Raw genomic sequence first — 18014 nt, 5'->3', positions numbered from 1 at the left:
CTTTATCTCGAATGTATGGGTTGGCTGACGCCGTTTTACACCCGTTTCGGTTTTGTGTCAGTATCCTGGCAAGACTTACCTAAATCCCTTAAATTTAAGTTTGGCTTGTCCAAACTAGCCACTACACTATTCCGTATTCCTCTATCGATCATGACCTACCAACCAAAGGATGAAGGATGAAGGCACCTCAAGTAGCTTGGCCTATGGCCAAGGCCAAGGCTGAATTTTTTGGCATCCATGGTTTTTGTCTTCAGACTTTATACTTTGTATCGAGCTATTGTATGCAGCTATAAAATAAGCAGTATTGGAAGCAGCCAGCCGCCTATGGCAACCGCCGCATTTTTTCAAGGTATATTAGGAGCTTCGAGTTTGGCATTGGGAGCCTTAGTTGGGGTTTTCTGGCAGCCGAACCGCACTGTTTCTGCTGCCATCATGGCATTTGGTAGTGGAACCTTAATTTGTGCGATCGCATTTGAAATCACCATACCTGCTTACGAAAATGGTGGATTTTTACCCCTCCTGCTAGGATTCCTAGTGGGGGGTAGCCTGTTTACTGGAATCACCACATATATCGACCAGCACGGTGGTTTTCTACGCAAACCTGCCTCTAGTCGTCGCTATTTAATTGAGCATACTCAGGAACAGGTATCCGATGTACTTAATCGCATTGCCCACGTGGAGGTGATGCAAAATATTCCCTCCCAGGAAAAGCACGCTATTGTTCCCTACCTCAAACCAGTCTATGCTCAACCTGGAGACATTCTTTGTCAGGAGGGAGCCCCTGGTGATCACCTGTATATGATTGTGGACGGAAAAGCGGAAGTCTTCAGAGGTGAAAAATTAATTAATACTATGGGTTCAGGGGAAGTATTTGGTGAAGTGTCATTGCTCACGGGAGAACCCCGTTCAGCCACTGTTATTGCCCAAACTCCCATGGAGTTATATCAACTACACCAAGAACATTTTAATCATGTGCTGAGTTGGTCTCCCCACTTAGCTTGGGCTCTCAGCCGTTCCTTAGCACGCCGACTCCAATTTGCCACTGACTCTAGGGTGGCCGTAGAACATAAGTTAGACCGTTGGCGACAACAGTTGATTGCTCAAGCAGAACTGGATCTATTAATTAGAGAAGATCCAGCTATACTAGAAAAATTAGTTAAGAATTCTGCTCCTTTTGCTATTGTCATCGGTACCTTGATTGACAATATTCCTGAATCTGCGGTTATCGGTATGAATGCTGGGGACTCTCACTTCAGCTTGTCATTTTTACTAGCAGTTTTTATTTCCAATTTCCCAGAAGCATTATCCAGTGCTACTGGGATGAAACAAGCTGGAACTAAAACCACTCAGATTCTTGGGTTATGGATGGGGGCGGTGATGCTGTGCGGAATCTGTGCAGTGGCAGGTCATGTTTTAGAAAGCCATACCCCAGAATTATTCATAGCCTTAGCTCAGGCTACTGCTGGTGGAGCAATTTTGGCAATGTTGGCTAGCACCATGATGCCAGAAGCCTATGAATTGGGAGGCAGTTCCGTTGTCTTATCCACGATTATGGGGTTTCTGTTCGCATTTTTCATGTCATCCATGAGCTGAGTTCTGAGTCCTGAGTTGCTGAATTTCGGTATTGATTGGTTTTTTATTTTGCCTTGAACCTTGTACCTTAAACCTTAAACCGTCAACCTTCAACCTTCAACCTTAAACCTTCAACCTTAAACTTTCAACCTTCTGCATTTGGTGATGAATCACTAGATTTGATATCTAACCAAGCTCGGATTTCTTCAACTAACCAATTCAATTCAGCTTCTGGTAATTGTTCGCCAAAGATGTAGGTTTGGGATTTTTGACCAAAGGGTGATGGTCGTTCTACCTGAGTAGTGATCGCAATCCCCCGATGGTATCTACCTTGTGCATCCCTATAGGCAGTAATATAAACCTCTTTAATTTGTGAATTTTCTCCTCGATCCCATTTTTTGCGGCTCAAAGATGCCTTAGTAATTTCAAATTTTTTGTTATCAAAACAAATACGAACTGCCTCAGAAAAGTCTTTTTCTGAGTTTAATGATGTTATCCACATCACTAAAAAAATTGGGATAGCTAAAGGCAGTAATGATACTGGAATTGCTAACAAAATTACTAATATTTGAAGAATAAGGTGCTTAAATAAGTCAAGTAAAATTGCTACGACTACTCCCAACCCAACACCAACTAATATCCGGTGTTGCCTAGACTTTTCTAAGGTCTTGAACCGCTGTAGTGAGTAAGAAAATACCCCCTTTAGCACCCCTCTAGCTTGTTTTAGGGCATGTTTGAGGGGTTTGAACACTATCATTTCCCAGTGGGAGGGGATATCAATGATCAGTTGTTCTGCTGATTTATGGATACGGACAACAGTGTCTGGCAGACCAGTTGGGGAGGTGTTGTTTGATGGAACCACTGGGTTAGTGTATAGCGCTTCAGTAGCTTGTTTAGCATCACTGAAGCGACGCTCCACAGCTGGTTCTGTAATTTTCTCTAGCCAGGTCACTAAGCCAGGCTCAACAGTAGAACCGAGTAGTTGACGAAATTGAATCCGCAAATTTTCCTGAGGTAACTCAGCAGGTGCCACTCCAGTCAGCAGTTCAATCAAGGTGACCCCTAAGGCATACAAATCAGAAGCAGGCACAGCTTGACCCCCAAACTGTTCCATGGGAGTATAACCATAGGTTCCCACCACTGTAAATGTGGCACCCGCAGTAGTTGGTTGAGCCTGCACTGCTCCAAAATCGATTAAATATACCTGCTCATCCTCACCCCAAATTAGATTGCTGGGCTTGATATCTCGGTGTAAGACTGGGGGGTTGAGCTGATGTAAGTACTGAAGAATTTTTAAAATATCAGCTGCGATAGTATTTACCTGCTGCTGAGAGAATCTAAACCCTTGAGACTGTTGTTGTTTCAGGGATAGACCAGGGATATACTCCTGAACCAGTCCAAACCACAGGATACTCTCATCGAGGGAAAAATAATCCCGATACTTGGGAATCCGAGGATGATCCAGTTGTTTGAGAATTTGCGCTTCCCGCTCAAATAGTTTCAAATCGTCCCATTGTACGGGACCACCTAAAGCCAAAAGCTTGACTACGACTTGCGTGTCAGACTCGGAATCCAGTGCTAGCCAAGTCTGGCGCACTGGATTGTCATTCAGCTGCTGCTGGAGGTAATAGCGATTTTGGAGGAGTTTCCCAGATTCTAGCATAGTGTAGTAGGCGTTGAAGCCAGTTCTTTTACTATAGCTTTTGGTGAATACAACTTACTATAAAGAAAAAGCCTTGTGAATAAGAGCAAGCAACCATGTCCTGTAGCAGTTACAGAAGTATTGGGGCGGTTGCTAATATATTGTTTGTCAAAAAATTCTGATTCCCCTAAATCCCTCTGGCTGAATAACCCCCTTCCTTCCCCCTTAAAAAGGCAGAGCTGTTTCAAGGGGTGCTAGGAAGGAGATAATATACAGGAAGCTCTTAGTTGTTAAAATTTGCTTTATACACAGTCTATATTAAATAGAATAGTAAGTACGTTTTAGGTAATTTTATTGTTGAAATTTAAGTTTTTATGATAACGATATTAACAATTAAACTATGTAAAAATGAAATTATTGCTCCAGGAAATATTCCTAAATACCTATTGTAATGGATAAGATAAGATGAGCAAGAATAATTTTTACCAAGGCTGGCTATTCTCTTGAGAGGATATCTGAAAAGTTTTTTGATACTGAATTTTGCACCCCTAGCCCCCCAAATTGGGTGCATCTCATATTTGTAAAAAAGATCTCAAGTGTGGGGCCCGGGCGCGGGGCGGGGGCGCGGGGAGTGTGGGAATTTTCTCCCGAATTTTTGCCTAATTGCAAAACTGAGATGCACCCCCCAAGCGAGGGATTGCTCGCTTGGGGGGAACAAGAATCAATTTGCTGGTAAAAGTCCCCCGAGCGAGGGATTGCTCGCTCGGGGGACCCACGGGGGCTTTTATGTAGCAAATGATACTTCTCAGAGGTTGTCTGAGAAGGCACAACAAATTGAATTGGCTTTAAGAAAGCAAGTTTCGACTCTGGATGGTGTATTTATATAAACAAGGGGATAAGTATGAAATTATAATAATGACAGGAACAGAAATCCATCAACCACCCTCACGGTTATTCAGTTGTTAAGGCGCGAAACCTTGCCACTTGTCCCTGAGTATGATATTTTACTTAAATGCTTATCGATACTGATTTAAAGCCAGCAAATCGCACACCATTTACCGCAGCATAACTTCTGGCGGGTGTTGTAATTTGTTTTTACCTGGTATTCGGTGTCGCACCTCTAGCCTCAAGGCCATTAGACTTGGTTTCTTAGGAACCGATTCTTGTTGGGTTCCAGAAGACAAAGATACTGAAGAGAATGTGAAATTATTCTTATGATTACTCACTCGGTACCCAGTAACTGGCGACTCAAGCCAGGTTATCTGAGCTATAGTGGCTCTCAGTTTGAGTCCGTTCACATTCTTTTGGGACGGTTTTTGGCCGATCGCCATTCGTCTAATCCTCTATCGACTCGCTCTTTACTGTCCGAGAATCCCAGCTGTGAATGGGGCAAGGGGCAGCCATTCGAAAAAGTGATCGACTCTCATTCCCAGCCTTCATATTGTGGCAAATAGTGCTTTGTATTGGCTGATCCAGCTCCCTGATGCTGTTGAAATTTTGTGCTCGACGGCGGATGATGATGAGGTTTTGACAGAGTGTTCTGCGACTTGCATCAATTACAGAGATTTTGAAAGTAAAACCGTTCGGCGATCGTTTACCTGTCAGTTTCATCCCGAATTGCTGGCAGATCTGCGGGTGGTGGGCTTGCGGCAGCCCCCCTCCTATGAAGAGCTGAAGCAGGATGATGGGGTACGGCTATTTGCACGTTTGTTGTATGCCGGGATGCAGGAATAGCGATCTCAATTCTACAGGCAGACAGCTCGAGCATCTATCTCGTATTAGATTGGTGTGTTAGCGGTAGCATAACGCGCCCTACAAGAGGCCAATCGAGCTGAAAAAGGGGTGGCTGTTCTAATTAGTAAAGTGTTAGGTTTTTTTTGATAGTGGCTAAAACGAACATGAACCAGGTAACGGTACCTGGTTCATGGCTATACTTATTCAACAAAATATCTAGCTAGGGTTTACAGAGTCTTACAGCCGACGCTCAACAAAAAAGTATATTCCTCCATTACTTACTTTCCTGAGTGGTTTGGCTTTTGATGTTTTAACAGTTTGGCTAGCCTAAGACGCTGAATAAAGATACTTCAGATCATGAGCACTAGCTAGTTAAAACATCGACCAATTAGGGCTAGACATGGTTTTAGTTGTCTTGAGTAGGTGGGAATTAAACTGAATTACTCCCATTCATGATTATTTAACGCCTACCCTACCCTACCTGTCTTGTTAATCTCTACGACTAAGTTTCTAGGGCTGTAAGTTTTTCAGGACAGGAGGCACAGTCCTGAATTGCGATTGGTTTGTGTGCCTATTTATGAATGTATCAACTTGGCCGAACTTTTGGTAGGCTCTGTTCAGAGAAATTTGCTTAACTTAAACTTTGTTTAAAAAGCCTATGAATTCGTAACATTGGACAAATCCTATAGGACTTACGCCCCAAACCAGGTTATTGATGGTAATTACACCGATTTCAGCCTTTGACTGATAAGAGAAACCGGGTTTTAAGGGTCTTGGTGTCTAAGTCCTTTATTAAATTGATTGGAGAATATTCCACCCTCAGTAACTCTTCCGGAATCGAATTTGATCATGGGTATAGGGGTAAATGGGTAAATTAGGGCATGGGATGATATAGATTTTCGTTTGATTCATATGTTCAGCATTTTGTTAGCTTGTATTAGTTGACCAACGCTCTAAGGGAAAATCTGTCCAAAATTGATTAAATTTTCTCATCACCTGTCCTAGGTAGTGCCAATGGTTAACTGGAAGTGGAAGGCACAGCAATTTGGCAAAATAAAAATGAGGGGTGACACCCCTCATTGAATCTGCTATATTGTGATTATTTGACATCTCCCCCGGTTAAAACACGGGGGATTCTACAAGGTTGTTACGAGGCGGGTTGAAACCGCGCCTCTCCACTTCTTGTTCGGTATAAACCGATGTGGGAGTGTCAAACTCCCCTACCCACCTTGGTCAGAATTTAATCTAACTGTGTGGCTACTTTTTGGCATCAATTGCCTAGCAATTTCACGTCATACCTCTTTTTTTTGACGGTTTCCATCATTTGGGTTTTTCACCATTTTTTTTAGAGGCTGTCGGAGTCAAGGTAAGACGTAATACTTGTTTATTACTATAATCTTAGCAGATTTCTGCCTCAATGACTTGACTAAATGAAAACCGAAAGACTAATGATTAGGATTACTAGCTTCGAGAAACGACAACTAAAACAAGAGGCCGAACGGCGCGGCTTGAAGTTACCGTAAGAGAGGGCACAGACGCGCGCCTTGAAGAGGGTAGCCAGGCGACCCACTCTTACGGTTTCGTCTCCGGAATGACTCAGTCTGAATTGATCTCAAGCTTAATAGCCAGACTACCCGAACCCAAGTTAACGGATACGGCGGGTTAAAACCCGTCGCGTCCGGAGACGAAACCGATAGATAGGGTCGCCTTTATGGGTGAACGCGCCCCGCGTGGCCTACGGCCAATCTCTCTTGCATAAAAGGGTTAAATTTTTTGTAATAAGGCGACCCTATCCTTACGGTAACTTCTAACCGTTTCATCCTCCCTTTAAAAAAGGGAGGCTCTCACGTTCCCGGATTTTTTGGTAGATGCACCCTGATGATCAAGAGAGCTTGAAGACGGCTCTCTTATTTTTTTTTGGGGAAAGGGATCGATGCAGGATATCTCAAAAGCTGTGTGTACTCATTCAAAAACAACGCCAAACAAAAAACGCAAAATAAACAACGCAAAATAAACAACGCAAAACTAGCGAATGCGATCGCATACTCTGTATATATAGCAGTCGCCAGGGTAATTAGGACATGACAAAAGTCTCAAACTACAGTTTGGCTTGAGTTTAACTTCTGACTTCTGACTTCTGACTTCTGACTTCTGCTATATCTGTATATCTAATCAGGTATGAGAGGATGGGGGGTGAGTTTTCTGATTCCTCCACCCCTGCTCTAGGTGAAATTTATCCTCTTGCGTAAAAAGGAAAGACTTGGGTGATAACTATATAGGTGCATCCCAGATTGACTTGAGCAAGTTGTGATGAGGAAATAAACATGAAAAAAGCACTATTAATCGGAGCTTTATTGGCCCAGACTACAATATTTGGTGCGAGTAAAGCCCTGGCTCAGGTTCCTGATTGGGTGATGGATGGAGCAGGATGTGTTCCCATTGATTCTGCTATACAACAAGACCTTTATCTGATCACGGCGGGACGGATTAAGTTCAAACCAGGAAAAACCGGTTCAATTACTGTCATTTGTCCAGTGTCTGTTAATGTTAAAAGTGCCAACAACATTAGTGTTTCCTACCGTGATTCGACGGGAAGAAGTACGAATGCTCGTGTCACAGCAGCACTACGACGCATTAGAAAGCGTGATGGTGCTGTTAATACTGTCTCTGGATTAGTTTTTAATTCGGATACCAGAAGCGAAACTGCTTATACCTTCCAGGGAAGTTCAACCAGTAGTGAATCAGGTCATACCTTTGACCATTTCAATTACTACTACTATGTGCAGACTTCCCTGGTTCGGAGAAGCTCAAGCAATATCGTCGAGTTTGGTGGAGTTGAGCTAGGAAGAGTTATTTTTTAAGTCTGATCTCAATAGCACCCTCGTTAACGCTGAAACTTTGACTAAATAAGCGATGGAGTCGAGTCCGGTTAATCACTTCGTCTTTAGGTAAATCGTTAATTATTAATCGTTAATTATTAATTGACGAACAACTAAAAATGATAAGTAGTCAACCGGACATGATCTGACCAGCAATATTAAATCAATACGTCTTCTACAATCATTTCATTTAAAGTTTTCAATAAATCCCGCTCATTGTAAGGCTTAGAAAAATATGCAGATGCGCCTAAAGTCATGGCTAGTTTCCGATGTTTAGAACCACTCCGGGAGGTGAGCATAATAATGGGTAAGGTCTTTAAGCTCGGCTCTTCTTTGACCCGAGTTAAAAAGCCGTAGCCATCCAGCCGGGGCATTTCGATGTCACAAATAATGGCTTTCACCTCTAATCCCCGAAGCAGTTTTTCTATCCCATCCTGACCATCTTTGGCATGTTCTACAATATACCCAGCTTTTTCTAACCCCAATGCCAACATCCGGCGCACGTTAATCGAGTCGTCAATAATTAAGATAGTGTCTTTGGTACTTGGTTGTATCCCGAGGGAGGGAGGTTGTTGCTCCACAAATCCCTTTGAGGTGGAGCAATGTTGTGGGGATAAACTCTCTAGGTTACTGGTGCGCTGACAACTGATTATCCAGCGTACCATGGCATTGGCGTCTACCAGGGGAACCACTCGACCGTTGCCGAGAATGGTACAGCCGCTAAATCCATCAGGTAACCCTAGGGTTCCTTCTACTTGACGCACGGTAACTTCTCGCTCTCCCCAGGAGCGGTCTACACACAGGCCGATTAATTGCTCGGCTTGATTGATAATTAGAATAGTAGGTTCGTTAATGCTCGGGGTTTCTTCTAGGGTGGTGACCCGACGGCGACAGTAAAATTTCAGCCACTTTTTCAGGCGAATCAGGGACACCATTTTCCCTTGCCAGTTTATGACTTCGTTGCCTAGGGTGGTTAAGATTTGCTGGGATTTCAGCATCAGCATCTCTTGAATCACGTCGATGGGAAATGCCAAGAGCATACCGTTACTTTCCACTAAAAGGATGCGTGCTACCGATAGGGTAAAGGGGACGGTGAGGGTAAAGGTCGTTCCCCAACCGGGTTGGGTATCGACTCGGATATCCCCCCGGATTTGCTTGAGGTTGTTGCGCACTACATCCATCCCCACACCACGACCAGATAGGTCGGTGACTTGATCAGCGGTACTAAATCCGGGTTCAAAAATCAGGGACAGCAATTCCTGGTCACTGGCGCTGGCGAGCAGCTCCTGGTCTAATCCCATTTCCTCTGCTCTGGCTCGGATTTTGCTTAAATTAATGCCTTTGCCATCATCACGGAGGGTAAGCTGGGTCTGATTCCCTCTGTGGGTGGCTTTGATTTCAATAGTTCCCTTTGGCGGTTTCCCCATAGCCTGACGGGTGCTAGGGTCTTCAATGCCGTGGTCGAAGGCATTGCGCAATAAATGCATTAGGGGGTCACTCAGGGTTTCCAGGATGGTGCGGTCAATCAGGGTACCTTTCCCCATTACCTTCAGTTCTACTTGTTTGCCATGCTCGACACACAAGTCCCGCAAAGCTCGGGAAAATCGTCCCACTAAATCAGATAAGGGACGCATCCGAACCTGAGTAAGATTGGTTTGCAGCTGCTTGGCGGTTTTGTTTAATTCATGGGCAATGCTATCAGTATCGTCTAGGGTCAATTCCAAGTCGCTGGTAACTTCTTCAATTTGAACAATGGTTTCCATCACCTCCCTTGATAGCAGGTGCAAGTCGCTGTAGGAATCCATCTCTAAGGCATCAAACCCTTGAACAGTAATAGCTAGGGAAGCAGGGGAAGCAGGGGAAGTGTCAGAAGCGGCGGGAGAAGATACAGAAGATGGCAGGAAAAGTCCCTCAGATTTGCTGGTTTCCCCATCCCCCTGTCTTGCTGCCATTCCTCTTGGGGTGGCAATCTGGTCATAAGATGTGCGCAGCTTGTGATTGGAAGCTTCGAGAATATTGACCCGGCGGCTGAGGTTGTCTACTAGGGTGCGCAGTCGTCCCAGTTGCAGCGAAAGACCATTGCGCTCGATAGTCAGTTCTCCAAACAAGTCATTTAGTCGATCCAACTGTCGCACAGGAATGCGCACAGTATTTTCCTGGTGTGGGTCTTTTGAGGAGTCTTCCTGATTGTTCTCCCTCAGGAAGATGGGTTCAGGGGAAGGGGGGGAAGACAAGGGAGGGGGAGAAGACAAGGCAGAGGGGGAAGAGAAGGCAGAGGGGGAAGAGATGTTGAGATTGCTATCCACCCATTGAAATACCTTTACTTCCCCTTGGTCTGGCTGGTCTGGCTGGTCTGGCTGGTCTGGCTGGTCTGGCTGGTCTTCTTGGTCTTCTTGGTCTGGCTGGTCTGGCTGGTCTGGCTGGTCTGGCTGGTCTTCTTGGTCTGGCTGGTCTGCCTCATCCCCTTGTCCGACTAGTTCTGGCTGATCGGTTTCCAATTCCCCAACTAATATAGCTTCCTCTGCCACCCCTGGGTCTGTAACTCCTCCTTCATTCTCCTGAAACTCCCTAGGTTCCAGGCGGCGGGGTAAATGAGTCAGTTGACCTACCAGTACCAAAGCCTGGGATTGCCGCCACACCATTAGAGCTTGTTGGGCGATCGCTTCCACTTGGTGTGGGGCAGCTTCTAGCTGGTGATTGATGTCTTCGCACAACTGGCTAAAAGCCTCAAGCTGCAGCATTTCGCCTAACCCGCCTAATTCTTGAGCCATGATGGACACTTCTTCAAGCAAGCAGGGTCTTTCGGGGTCTGCTAACACCCCTTCTAGGCGAGCTAGACACCCTTCCACTTCTGTTTCAAACAGCATGGCAGTCACATTAGTGCCATCCTCTGCTCCTAGCATAGTCGTAGCATCATCTGCGACCGGGTCCCCTAGAATCTCGTGCAGTTGATCAAATACTGGGTTAGCTATGGTTTCTAGCCACTGGCAGTCTACCCGATTGCCCTGGCGGTTGATATCAAGTACCTGGCGCAGACAGTCTACCCCCTGTAGGAGTAGAGTTTCGAGTTGGTTTTCGATTGCGATCGCATTTTTCTTAGCCTTGAGAACTTTAAATGAATCCTCTAAGCGGTGAGTTAGGTGACTCAAGGTGCCATATCCCATCATCCCAGCTCCCCCTTTGACAGAATGAACTGCTCGCAGAATCCCATCCATTTTCTGACTATCAATGGGAGCGCTGGCTAAACCCAGCAGCACCGATTCAATGGTATCTAAGTATTCCTTTGCCTCTTCGAGAAACTGTAGCTGAATTTCCAGTTCTTTGTCCTGTGACATGTGTAGTGGTTAGTGGTTAGTGGTTAGTGGTTAGTGTTTATTGGTCATTAGTCATAATTCTGAGCAACTTTAAACTTGCCAACCGATGTTTGTAATTCTTCAGCAATACTGACAGTGTCTTGGAGGGAGTGGGAGATATGTTCTGTTGACTGGTAGGTGCGTTCTGAGATTTGGGCAATGTCTTTCATTACGTTTGTCACAGCGCTTGAGGTTTCCGCTTGGGAAACGGTAGCTTGGGATATGGATTGAATGAATTGGTCGATTTGGGTGGAGACGTTGAGGATTTGACGAAAACTGTCTTTGGCTTCTTGAACTAGATAGGTGCCTTCGACCACTTGGGTAGTCCCCAGTTCCATAGCTTCCACAACTTCGGAGGTGCCTTGTTGGATGTTGTCTACAATTTGTTCAATTTCTTTAGTGGCCGTGGCAGCGCGAGCAGCAAGTTCCCCAACTTCTTCGGCAACCACGGCAAATCCTTGCCCGTCTTCCCCAGCTCGGGCGGCTTCTATGCCAGCGTTGATGGATAATAGGTTGGTTTGCAGGGCAATTTGGTTAATAAATGCCACCACTTGGGAAATTTGCTGGGAGGATTCCCCGAGGCGCTTGACTTTTTTGGCAGTTTCTGCTATAGTATCTCTCAAAATTATGATACTGGCAACAGAGCGCTCAATAGCGTGGGTGCCGCTTTGGGCGGTGTTGGCAGCGGTATGGGCGACGGCAGCGGCTTGGCGGGCGTTGAAGGCTACCTCTTGAATAGAACTAGTCATTTGAGCCACAGAATCTAGGGTGTGGGTGATTTCCTGGGTTTGTTGGAGAGCGGCTTCAGAGAGTTGATGAATAGCTCCGGCATTGTCCCCAACGGACTGGTTTACCTGAGTGGCAGCAGTTTTGACTTGGGTAACAATCCCTCGTAGACTTTCGATTACGGCATTGAAGAAGTCAGCCACAGTGCCAATTTCCCCACTGAGGATCTCAGCCCTTACCGTTAGGTCACCTTGGGCAGCTCCTTCCACTTTATTGACCAGTTCTAACAGTTGCAACTGTAGGGCTTCCCGTTGTTGCTGTTGCTCCTGGGAAACTACTTCCGCAGCAGTGCGGGCTTGTTTGAGCTGGTCTACTAGCTTGGCTTGCTCAAGGGCAAAGCCCAATTGAATCGACATCTGCCTGAAAAAATTGATGTCTGATTCTTGCCAATGCCGGGTACCGGAACACTGATGGGCGACCAACAGTCCCAGTAATTTTTCCTCCCCTAAGATAGGGGCGACTAGGTTAGCTTTGACTTTAAACGGTTCAAGTTGACCGAAGTAACAATCACTCAAGCCTGCCTGGTAAATGTTATCCAAGGCAGTAACTCTACCCTGCTGATACTTTTCCACATATTGGTGGGCAAAGCAGGGGTCAGCAATTTCTGCTCCTAGGGATTTAGGCCAGCCATGACCCACAGATTCGGCGACAATGGTTCCTTGCCAATTTTCGTCAAACAGATAGACTAAAACTCGGTCGGTTTTCAGAGCTTCTCGGATGCCACTGATGGCTGACTGGTAGATTTCCTCGACTGTGAAGGATTGCCGGATACCGGAGGTAATCTCAATTACTTGCCCAGCTCGGTCGGCTTCAGCAGTCTTCAGTGTGGCGAGACTGGCACTGCTTAAGGCTAGTCCTAAGTGGGTGGCTAATTCCTGTAGAAAGTCAATCTCATCGGTGCGCCATACCCGAGTCCTAGAACACTGATGGGCTACCAATAAGCCAATTAGATTATCGACCCCCACAATCGGGACGACCAGGTTTGCCTTCACTTGCAGTCGGTTCAACAACTGCATATGGCCCGAGGCATATTTCACCGCTTGGACATCACTGGTGGGCACAACCCGTCCCTTGCGGTAGGCTTCCAGCAATTTTCTGGGAATACAAGCATCAGTGATTTCCTGGGCGATCGCTTTTGGCCAATGGGAGTCTACCGCTTCAGCCACAATGGTTCCCCGATAGCCTGGGTCAAAATAATAGATCACCACCCGGTCGGCAGCTAACTTTTCCTTAGCAGCATTCACCACTAAATCAAAGGCATGGGCTTTCTCATCAGGTTTGGCAGCATGGGTGACAACATCAGCAAATAACCGAGCCTTGTCTAGGGAAGCTTGTTGGTTAGCAACTAGGGTCTGTAGCTGAGATGCCATGCGGTTGATATTTGACCCAAGTACCCCCAGCTCATCGGTTCCCAGCAGCTCCAAACGGGTATCCAGTTCCCCTTCGCCAAGGGCTTTCACTGCCTTGGTAGCTGCTAGCAGGGGACTGGTCAACCGGTTAGCGAGATAGACAGCTACTGCAGCAACTAATAAGGTGGTCAGGGAGGTTCCCAGGGTCAGGGTGAGGAGTAATTGCCGCTGGGGCAGAAATGCGATCGCATCTGGGGTGGCCATCACTGCGACCCAGGGCAGGTCTGGTAAATCGTTGATTTTACTTAAATCGTTGTTTTTACTAAAGGGGGTATACGCTAGCAGATCCTGATGCTTTTTGACCTGATCAGATGTGACTAGAGTATTTGGTTTATCAGCAGTTAGCAGTTCCTTGGCGTCAGGGAATACCTTGGTTAGGGGCTGATTAACGATATTGCTTTGGTTGGAGAGAAAAATTTTACCGTTGCTGGTGTTGATTAAGTAAAGTTCTTCGCGTCCGCGGCCCATCAGGTTAATCGAATCTTGAAGGTATTGGATGGGCATCCGGGATTGGATAACTGCGACCAGCTCTTTTGTATTTTGGTCAAGTACCGGTGCAGCTAAGTAAAGGGATAACTGACCAGACGCATCCGACTGTGTCGGTTGACTAATCGCCGGTTGTTTGGTGTTGATCACCTGCTCAAAATAAGACCGGGAGCTGGGATTATCTACGGGAGTCTGATTAGATTTGGCAATGACTTTGCCTGTTAAGTCTAAAACAGCTATACTGTCGTAGACTTGGTAAATGTCTTGGTAGCGGTTTAATAATAAGGCTTGTCTTTCCGAAAGGGAGCTGGTCTGCTGTTGACTGGAATTAGTAAAAACTGGGAGCGTAGCTAGAAATCGAATATCCGCATAGCGTTCTTGTATGAAGCCGTTGAGTTTGTCTTCTAGGCTAACTACCCTAGCAATGTTGTTTTGGGAAATTTCTTCGGTAATAGATTGGTTGGCTAAGTTATAGGCAATAGAGCCAATCAGTAGTACAGGAATAGTGCCTAGGGTGATTAATAATGATGTTACTTTAGTTTTTAAGCTGAGTTTAAGACCCCCAGAGCTTTTGGAAGTGCTAGGTGGTTCAGTGGAGCCTATAAGCTCAACCCCATCCTGATTGGAGTTTTGGGTTACTTCTGTCCTAGTCACATTTATAACTGAGTCCAATTCGGCATGGTGACGATACCTGTCTTGGGTTACCCCCTGACTAGTTAAATCCTTATTAATTTCATTATTATATATTGATTTATCAAACTGTTTCACCATAAAAAAGCACCATTACCTGGCTACTAACTTAGTTTTTATAAAAGCATTGATATATCTATTATATTTTAAAAAAATGGTCTATTTTCGGATAGTATTAAATTAACAATCAACAATTAACAGCTCCCATTGAGCTTAAGTCAATTCCCGTTAAATTAGGTGTTGTGTAAAAGAGATGAAGCCATAATTGCCAAACCATCTAGTACTAACAAAATTTCTTGCTCTTGCAAAGCGCATCCTCGTAAGTAGGGAACCAAACCCGATGACACTTGTCCCAGTGGAGATTGAATACAATCGGGTGTTAGTCGCAACACCCCTTCAATGCTTTGGACGGCAACCCCTAAAGACGCTGACTGATTACGGAGCGTCACTATGTTGTACTGTTGAACATTGGTTTCTACCGTCGGTAAACCTAGCATTTGAGCTAGATCAATGACCCACAACACACGAGAACGCCGATTCATCAACCCCTGTACGTAGAAGGGCATATTTGGCATGGGGGTCAGACGCTCTTGGGGCAAGACTAGAACTTCCTGGGCTTGATGCATAGATATAACCGCAGGGGTTTGTTCATTTAACAAAAATTTAAGATAAGCATCCCCGATATTATTGTGTTCTTCAGATGGTTTGGTTATACTAGCTAACTGAGACCAGGTCTGGGGGGTATGGGCTAGGGCTGAGGTATTCATTAATTCACAAGTTAACCTATGTGAGGAGACCAATAATTGGTGAGTTTATAATTGGTGAGTTTGTCAAAGTATTGGTTAGGTCAACTATAACCAATAAAATAATCTATAGTAATAACCTATAGAGGGATATGTATTTATAAAACCACCCTAAATGTCTTAATAAATCAACACCGAATTCAGCTTTTTATCCTTCATAGATATAAAGTAGATAGTTACCCAATGATTATTTGAGATGTTTAAACACTATCTTGAGGAGATCGGATTGGTTAAACGGTTTAGTCAAGTAACCAGATGCTCCAACAAGTTTAGCCTTAGCTCGGTCTAGGAAACCAGTATTCCCTGTTACCATAATAATTGGGGTATGTTTAAAAAGTGAATGCTTTCGTAACAGAGAACATAGCTCATAACCATCTAAGTTTGGCATGGCAACATCGAGCAAAATTAGGTCAGGCTTAATGCGGATAACTTGCATTAATGCCCTAACTGGGTCATTAATCATGACAACAGAGAAACTTTTATCTTCTAAGAAGGAGTTGATGGCATTTAAAACACTTGTACTATCATCAATGCAAGCAATCTTGTAAGTTTTACTGGTAGACGTTGGTTGTTGATTAACCGAGGTATGATGCTGAAATCTCTGCTCTAATGGAGCCGAGTTATTTAGAGAGGATTCGTGAATTGAGTTCAATGGTGTAGAATTTCCGATTGGGACTACAGAATTAGAGCTATAGGGATTATTCACTGGCTTTGAGTTAGAAGAGTGCTGATGTTGTAACTGTTCGTAACAGTGTTCAACAATTGTGCGAAGGTCAAGCCTACAAAATTTAGGCAAATCCTCAGATGGATTAGTTTCCAGTAATTGGTAAGTTCCTTCTTTCTCTGACAGCAGAGAACCGATTACGTCTTCAGCCAATTCTTCGATCAGACTTGCTGCCTGAACGGAATTCAGATAATTTTGATTGACCAACCAACAAATTGCTTGGTAATCTGAAGGATAATTTGAATGACTGTTTAAGTTGGCTTCAAAGATCAGGCGAACCTGAACCCGAACCGCACTAACAAGGGTAGGAATTCTACGACTTAGACGAGATAAGTAATGGTCTAGGCGATCAAAGGGGTTGATCGAGTTTGAGCCATAAATTAATTGACCATTTTCTAGATAGATTGACCAAGAAACTGAACCACTAGATACTTGTAAACATCCATTGGCATGGCGACTAGATAATTGAGCCAATAAGGAAAGGGGGTTTAGTTTTTTATCATGCCTGTAGCTATTGATGTAGGTGGAGTTCATTTTTCTCTAATCCGCTGTAAATCAATTGATGAAAAAAATCAATACTAATGATTGATTTGCTTGGGTTAATAGTTAGCTACATCCTAGCTAGAGTAGATTCCGGAAAGTTTTCTTGAAGTTAAATTATTTTTTTAACTAAAAATCGATTTTCTACACAAATAACAGCCATACCCAAACTAAAACTGTACAATAGGTCATGTGATGTGACTAGTAAAAATTACCTAATTAACTTAGGTAGTAGCTGCTTACCTGAATTCTATATCTCAGAAATGAATGGGAGCTGAGATTCAAAAATTAAACGGTTTTAAGTTTTTCCAAAAAAATTGAGGGGTGAATCGTCATTTGCATTGCACCATGACATCCAAGAGTGAAGGGTAACTATAGTAAACTTGGATACACCCTGTAGGGACAGAAAAACTTTCCCAACACTAGATTAACCAAAAATTCACTCGTTGTCCATTATCATAACAAGGTTGTCTATCATCTGTGTAAAGCTTATATAAATAGTTTTTTCAATGGATGAAGTTAGTGTAATTAATCAGTGACTATTTACTGGCTGGCAGAAAATATTACCTAACAAGGGGTCAGGGGAAAAGTCTCGGAATTTATCGTGATAGTCAGAAGTACTGCTCTAATCAATCAGGAGCTTAGCTAAAATCACTTTAAGATTTGGCTAATGACATTAACGACAAGTTAGTTAATATAACCAAAATTGCACTTGTCAATAGCATTATTTTCAAGTTATAGTTGGTGGAGCTCGAATCAGCTGTTACACACTTAACTTGCACACTGAAGTAGGACTAGCCTACGGCAAGTCGAAGAAAGCGTCTACATTTATATAGCCCCTATATAACCCTATTATGCACGAGTTTGGGGGGCTAGTGCAAGATATGAGGTATATTAGTATACTAATATAGTAATTACTTTGTGTGATTGCCAGCAAAGAAGTGCTTTCCATCAGCAGGGTGATTTGGTCAAGACGTTTCCCGCTCTACAGGGAGACGCAAAAAAAATAGTTAGGTTAAATAAGACGTTACTGCCGCAGTCTATCCTGGGAGTAATTGTCCCCCATTATAGGAATAACTTTAGGAATAAACTGATCTCGATGCTAGCTATCGTTAACAATTAACAATCAAGGCTAGGAATGCTGCGGAAGCAGTTCCTACCCCATATCTTGTCGTTTTATCAATTGGTTAGACAAGTATGGGAAGCTATTCATCCCTTACAAAGCCAGTTTAGGTTACATTTGAGCTGAATTTTTTCTCAAGTCCCATTAAATCGGGCTATAGCTATAAACTCAATTCCAAAGGGTGCATCTCATATTTGTAAAAAAGATCTCAATTGTGGGGCGGGGGCGCGGGGCGGGGGCGCGGGAATTTTCTCCCGAATTTTTGCATAATTG

At 44.2% G+C, this 18014-nt stretch carries 8 protein-coding genes and 2 pseudogenes; 4 read left to right on the top strand and 6 right to left on the bottom strand.

What is annotated here, in order from left to right; all coding sequences use genetic code 11:
* Both F6K38_RS15270 and F6K38_RS15265 read left to right on the top strand, forming a co-directional pair.
* Positions 1-180, top strand: a pseudogene (locus F6K38_RS15270) (GNAT family N-acetyltransferase); the annotation flags it as partial.
* A 144-nt stretch (positions 181-324) separates the two neighbouring features.
* Entirely contained in the window at positions 325-1593 is a 1269-nt protein-coding gene (locus tag F6K38_RS15265; RefSeq protein ID WP_008181167.1) for a cyclic nucleotide-binding domain-containing protein, read from the top strand.
* Between the two features lie 124 nt (positions 1594-1717).
* On the opposite strand, the gene F6K38_RS15260 is transcribed toward F6K38_RS15265, so the two are convergent.
* Both F6K38_RS15260 and F6K38_RS15255 read right to left on the bottom strand, forming a co-directional pair.
* Positions 1718-3235 (bottom strand): serine/threonine protein kinase, encoded by a 1518-nt coding sequence (locus F6K38_RS15260; RefSeq protein WP_008181165.1) that lies wholly within the window; start codon positions 3233-3235, stop codon positions 1718-1720.
* A 1034-nt stretch (positions 3236-4269) separates the two neighbouring features.
* Entirely contained in the window at positions 4270-4545 is a 276-nt protein-coding gene (locus F6K38_RS15255) for a hypothetical protein (RefSeq protein ID WP_008181161.1), read from the bottom strand.
* 91 nt (positions 4546-4636) lie between these two features.
* Between F6K38_RS15255 and F6K38_RS15250 the strand changes: the two are divergent.
* Positions 4637-4948: pseudogene (locus F6K38_RS15250) on the top strand (hypothetical protein); the annotation flags it as partial.
* A 2324-nt stretch (positions 4949-7272) separates the two neighbouring features.
* The gene (locus F6K38_RS15245) at positions 7273-7809 is read left to right on the top strand and encodes a hypothetical protein (protein WP_008181158.1); all 537 of its coding nucleotides are present in this window, start codon (positions 7273-7275) and stop codon (positions 7807-7809) included.
* Positions 7810-7985: 176 nt separating this feature from the next.
* On the opposite strand, the gene F6K38_RS15240 is transcribed toward F6K38_RS15245, so the two are convergent.
* The 4 genes from F6K38_RS15240 to F6K38_RS15225 all read right to left on the bottom strand — a co-directional run bounded on the left by F6K38_RS15240 (position 7986) and on the right by F6K38_RS15225 (position 16612).
* A complete protein-coding gene (locus F6K38_RS15240; protein ID WP_008181157.1) occupies positions 7986-11162 on the bottom strand; it encodes a hybrid sensor histidine kinase/response regulator in 3177 nt (1058 codons plus the stop codon).
* Between the two features lie 47 nt (positions 11163-11209).
* Entirely contained in the window at positions 11210-14632 is a 3423-nt protein-coding gene (locus F6K38_RS15235; protein ID WP_008181156.1) for a methyl-accepting chemotaxis protein, read from the bottom strand.
* A gap of 152 nt (positions 14633-14784) precedes the next feature.
* Positions 14785-15318 (bottom strand): chemotaxis protein CheW, encoded by a 534-nt coding sequence (locus F6K38_RS15230; protein WP_008181153.1) that lies wholly within the window; start codon positions 15316-15318, stop codon positions 14785-14787.
* Positions 15319-15541: 223 nt separating this feature from the next.
* Entirely contained in the window at positions 15542-16612 is a 1071-nt protein-coding gene (locus F6K38_RS15225; RefSeq protein WP_008181152.1) for a response regulator, read from the bottom strand.
* Positions 16613-18014 lie beyond the last annotated feature (1402 nt).

Source organism: Moorena sp. SIO3B2 (assembly GCF_010692525.1).
Lineage (GTDB): Bacteria > Cyanobacteriota > Cyanobacteriia > Cyanobacteriales > Coleofasciculaceae > Moorena > Moorena producens.
Note: the sequence above shows the minus strand (reverse complement) of the source record. Positions and strands in the feature narration are given on the sequence as shown.

Bases quoted from the DNA above. Each gene is read 5' to 3' on its own strand.
- F6K38_RS15235 (WP_008181156.1), bottom strand. From the start codon at position 14,632: ATGGTGAAACAGTTTGATAAATCAATATATAATAATGAAATTAATAAG.
- F6K38_RS15230 (WP_008181153.1), bottom strand. From the start codon at position 15,318: ATGAATACCTCAGCCCTAGCCCATACCCCCCAGACCTGGTCTCAGTTA.
- F6K38_RS15260 (WP_008181165.1), bottom strand. From the start codon at position 3,235: ATGCTAGAATCTGGGAAACTCCTCCAAAATCGCTATTACCTCCAGCAG.
- F6K38_RS15245 (WP_008181158.1), top strand. From the start codon at position 7,273: ATGAAAAAAGCACTATTAATCGGAGCTTTATTGGCCCAGACTACAATA.
- F6K38_RS15255 (WP_008181161.1), bottom strand. From the start codon at position 4,545: ATGGCGATCGGCCAAAAACCGTCCCAAAAGAATGTGAACGGACTCAAA.
- F6K38_RS15265 (WP_008181167.1), top strand. From the start codon at position 325: ATGGCAACCGCCGCATTTTTTCAAGGTATATTAGGAGCTTCGAGTTTG.
- F6K38_RS15240 (WP_008181157.1), bottom strand. From the start codon at position 11,162: ATGTCACAGGACAAAGAACTGGAAATTCAGCTACAGTTTCTCGAAGAG.
- F6K38_RS15225 (WP_008181152.1), bottom strand. From the start codon at position 16,612: ATGAACTCCACCTACATCAATAGCTACAGGCATGATAAAAAACTAAAC.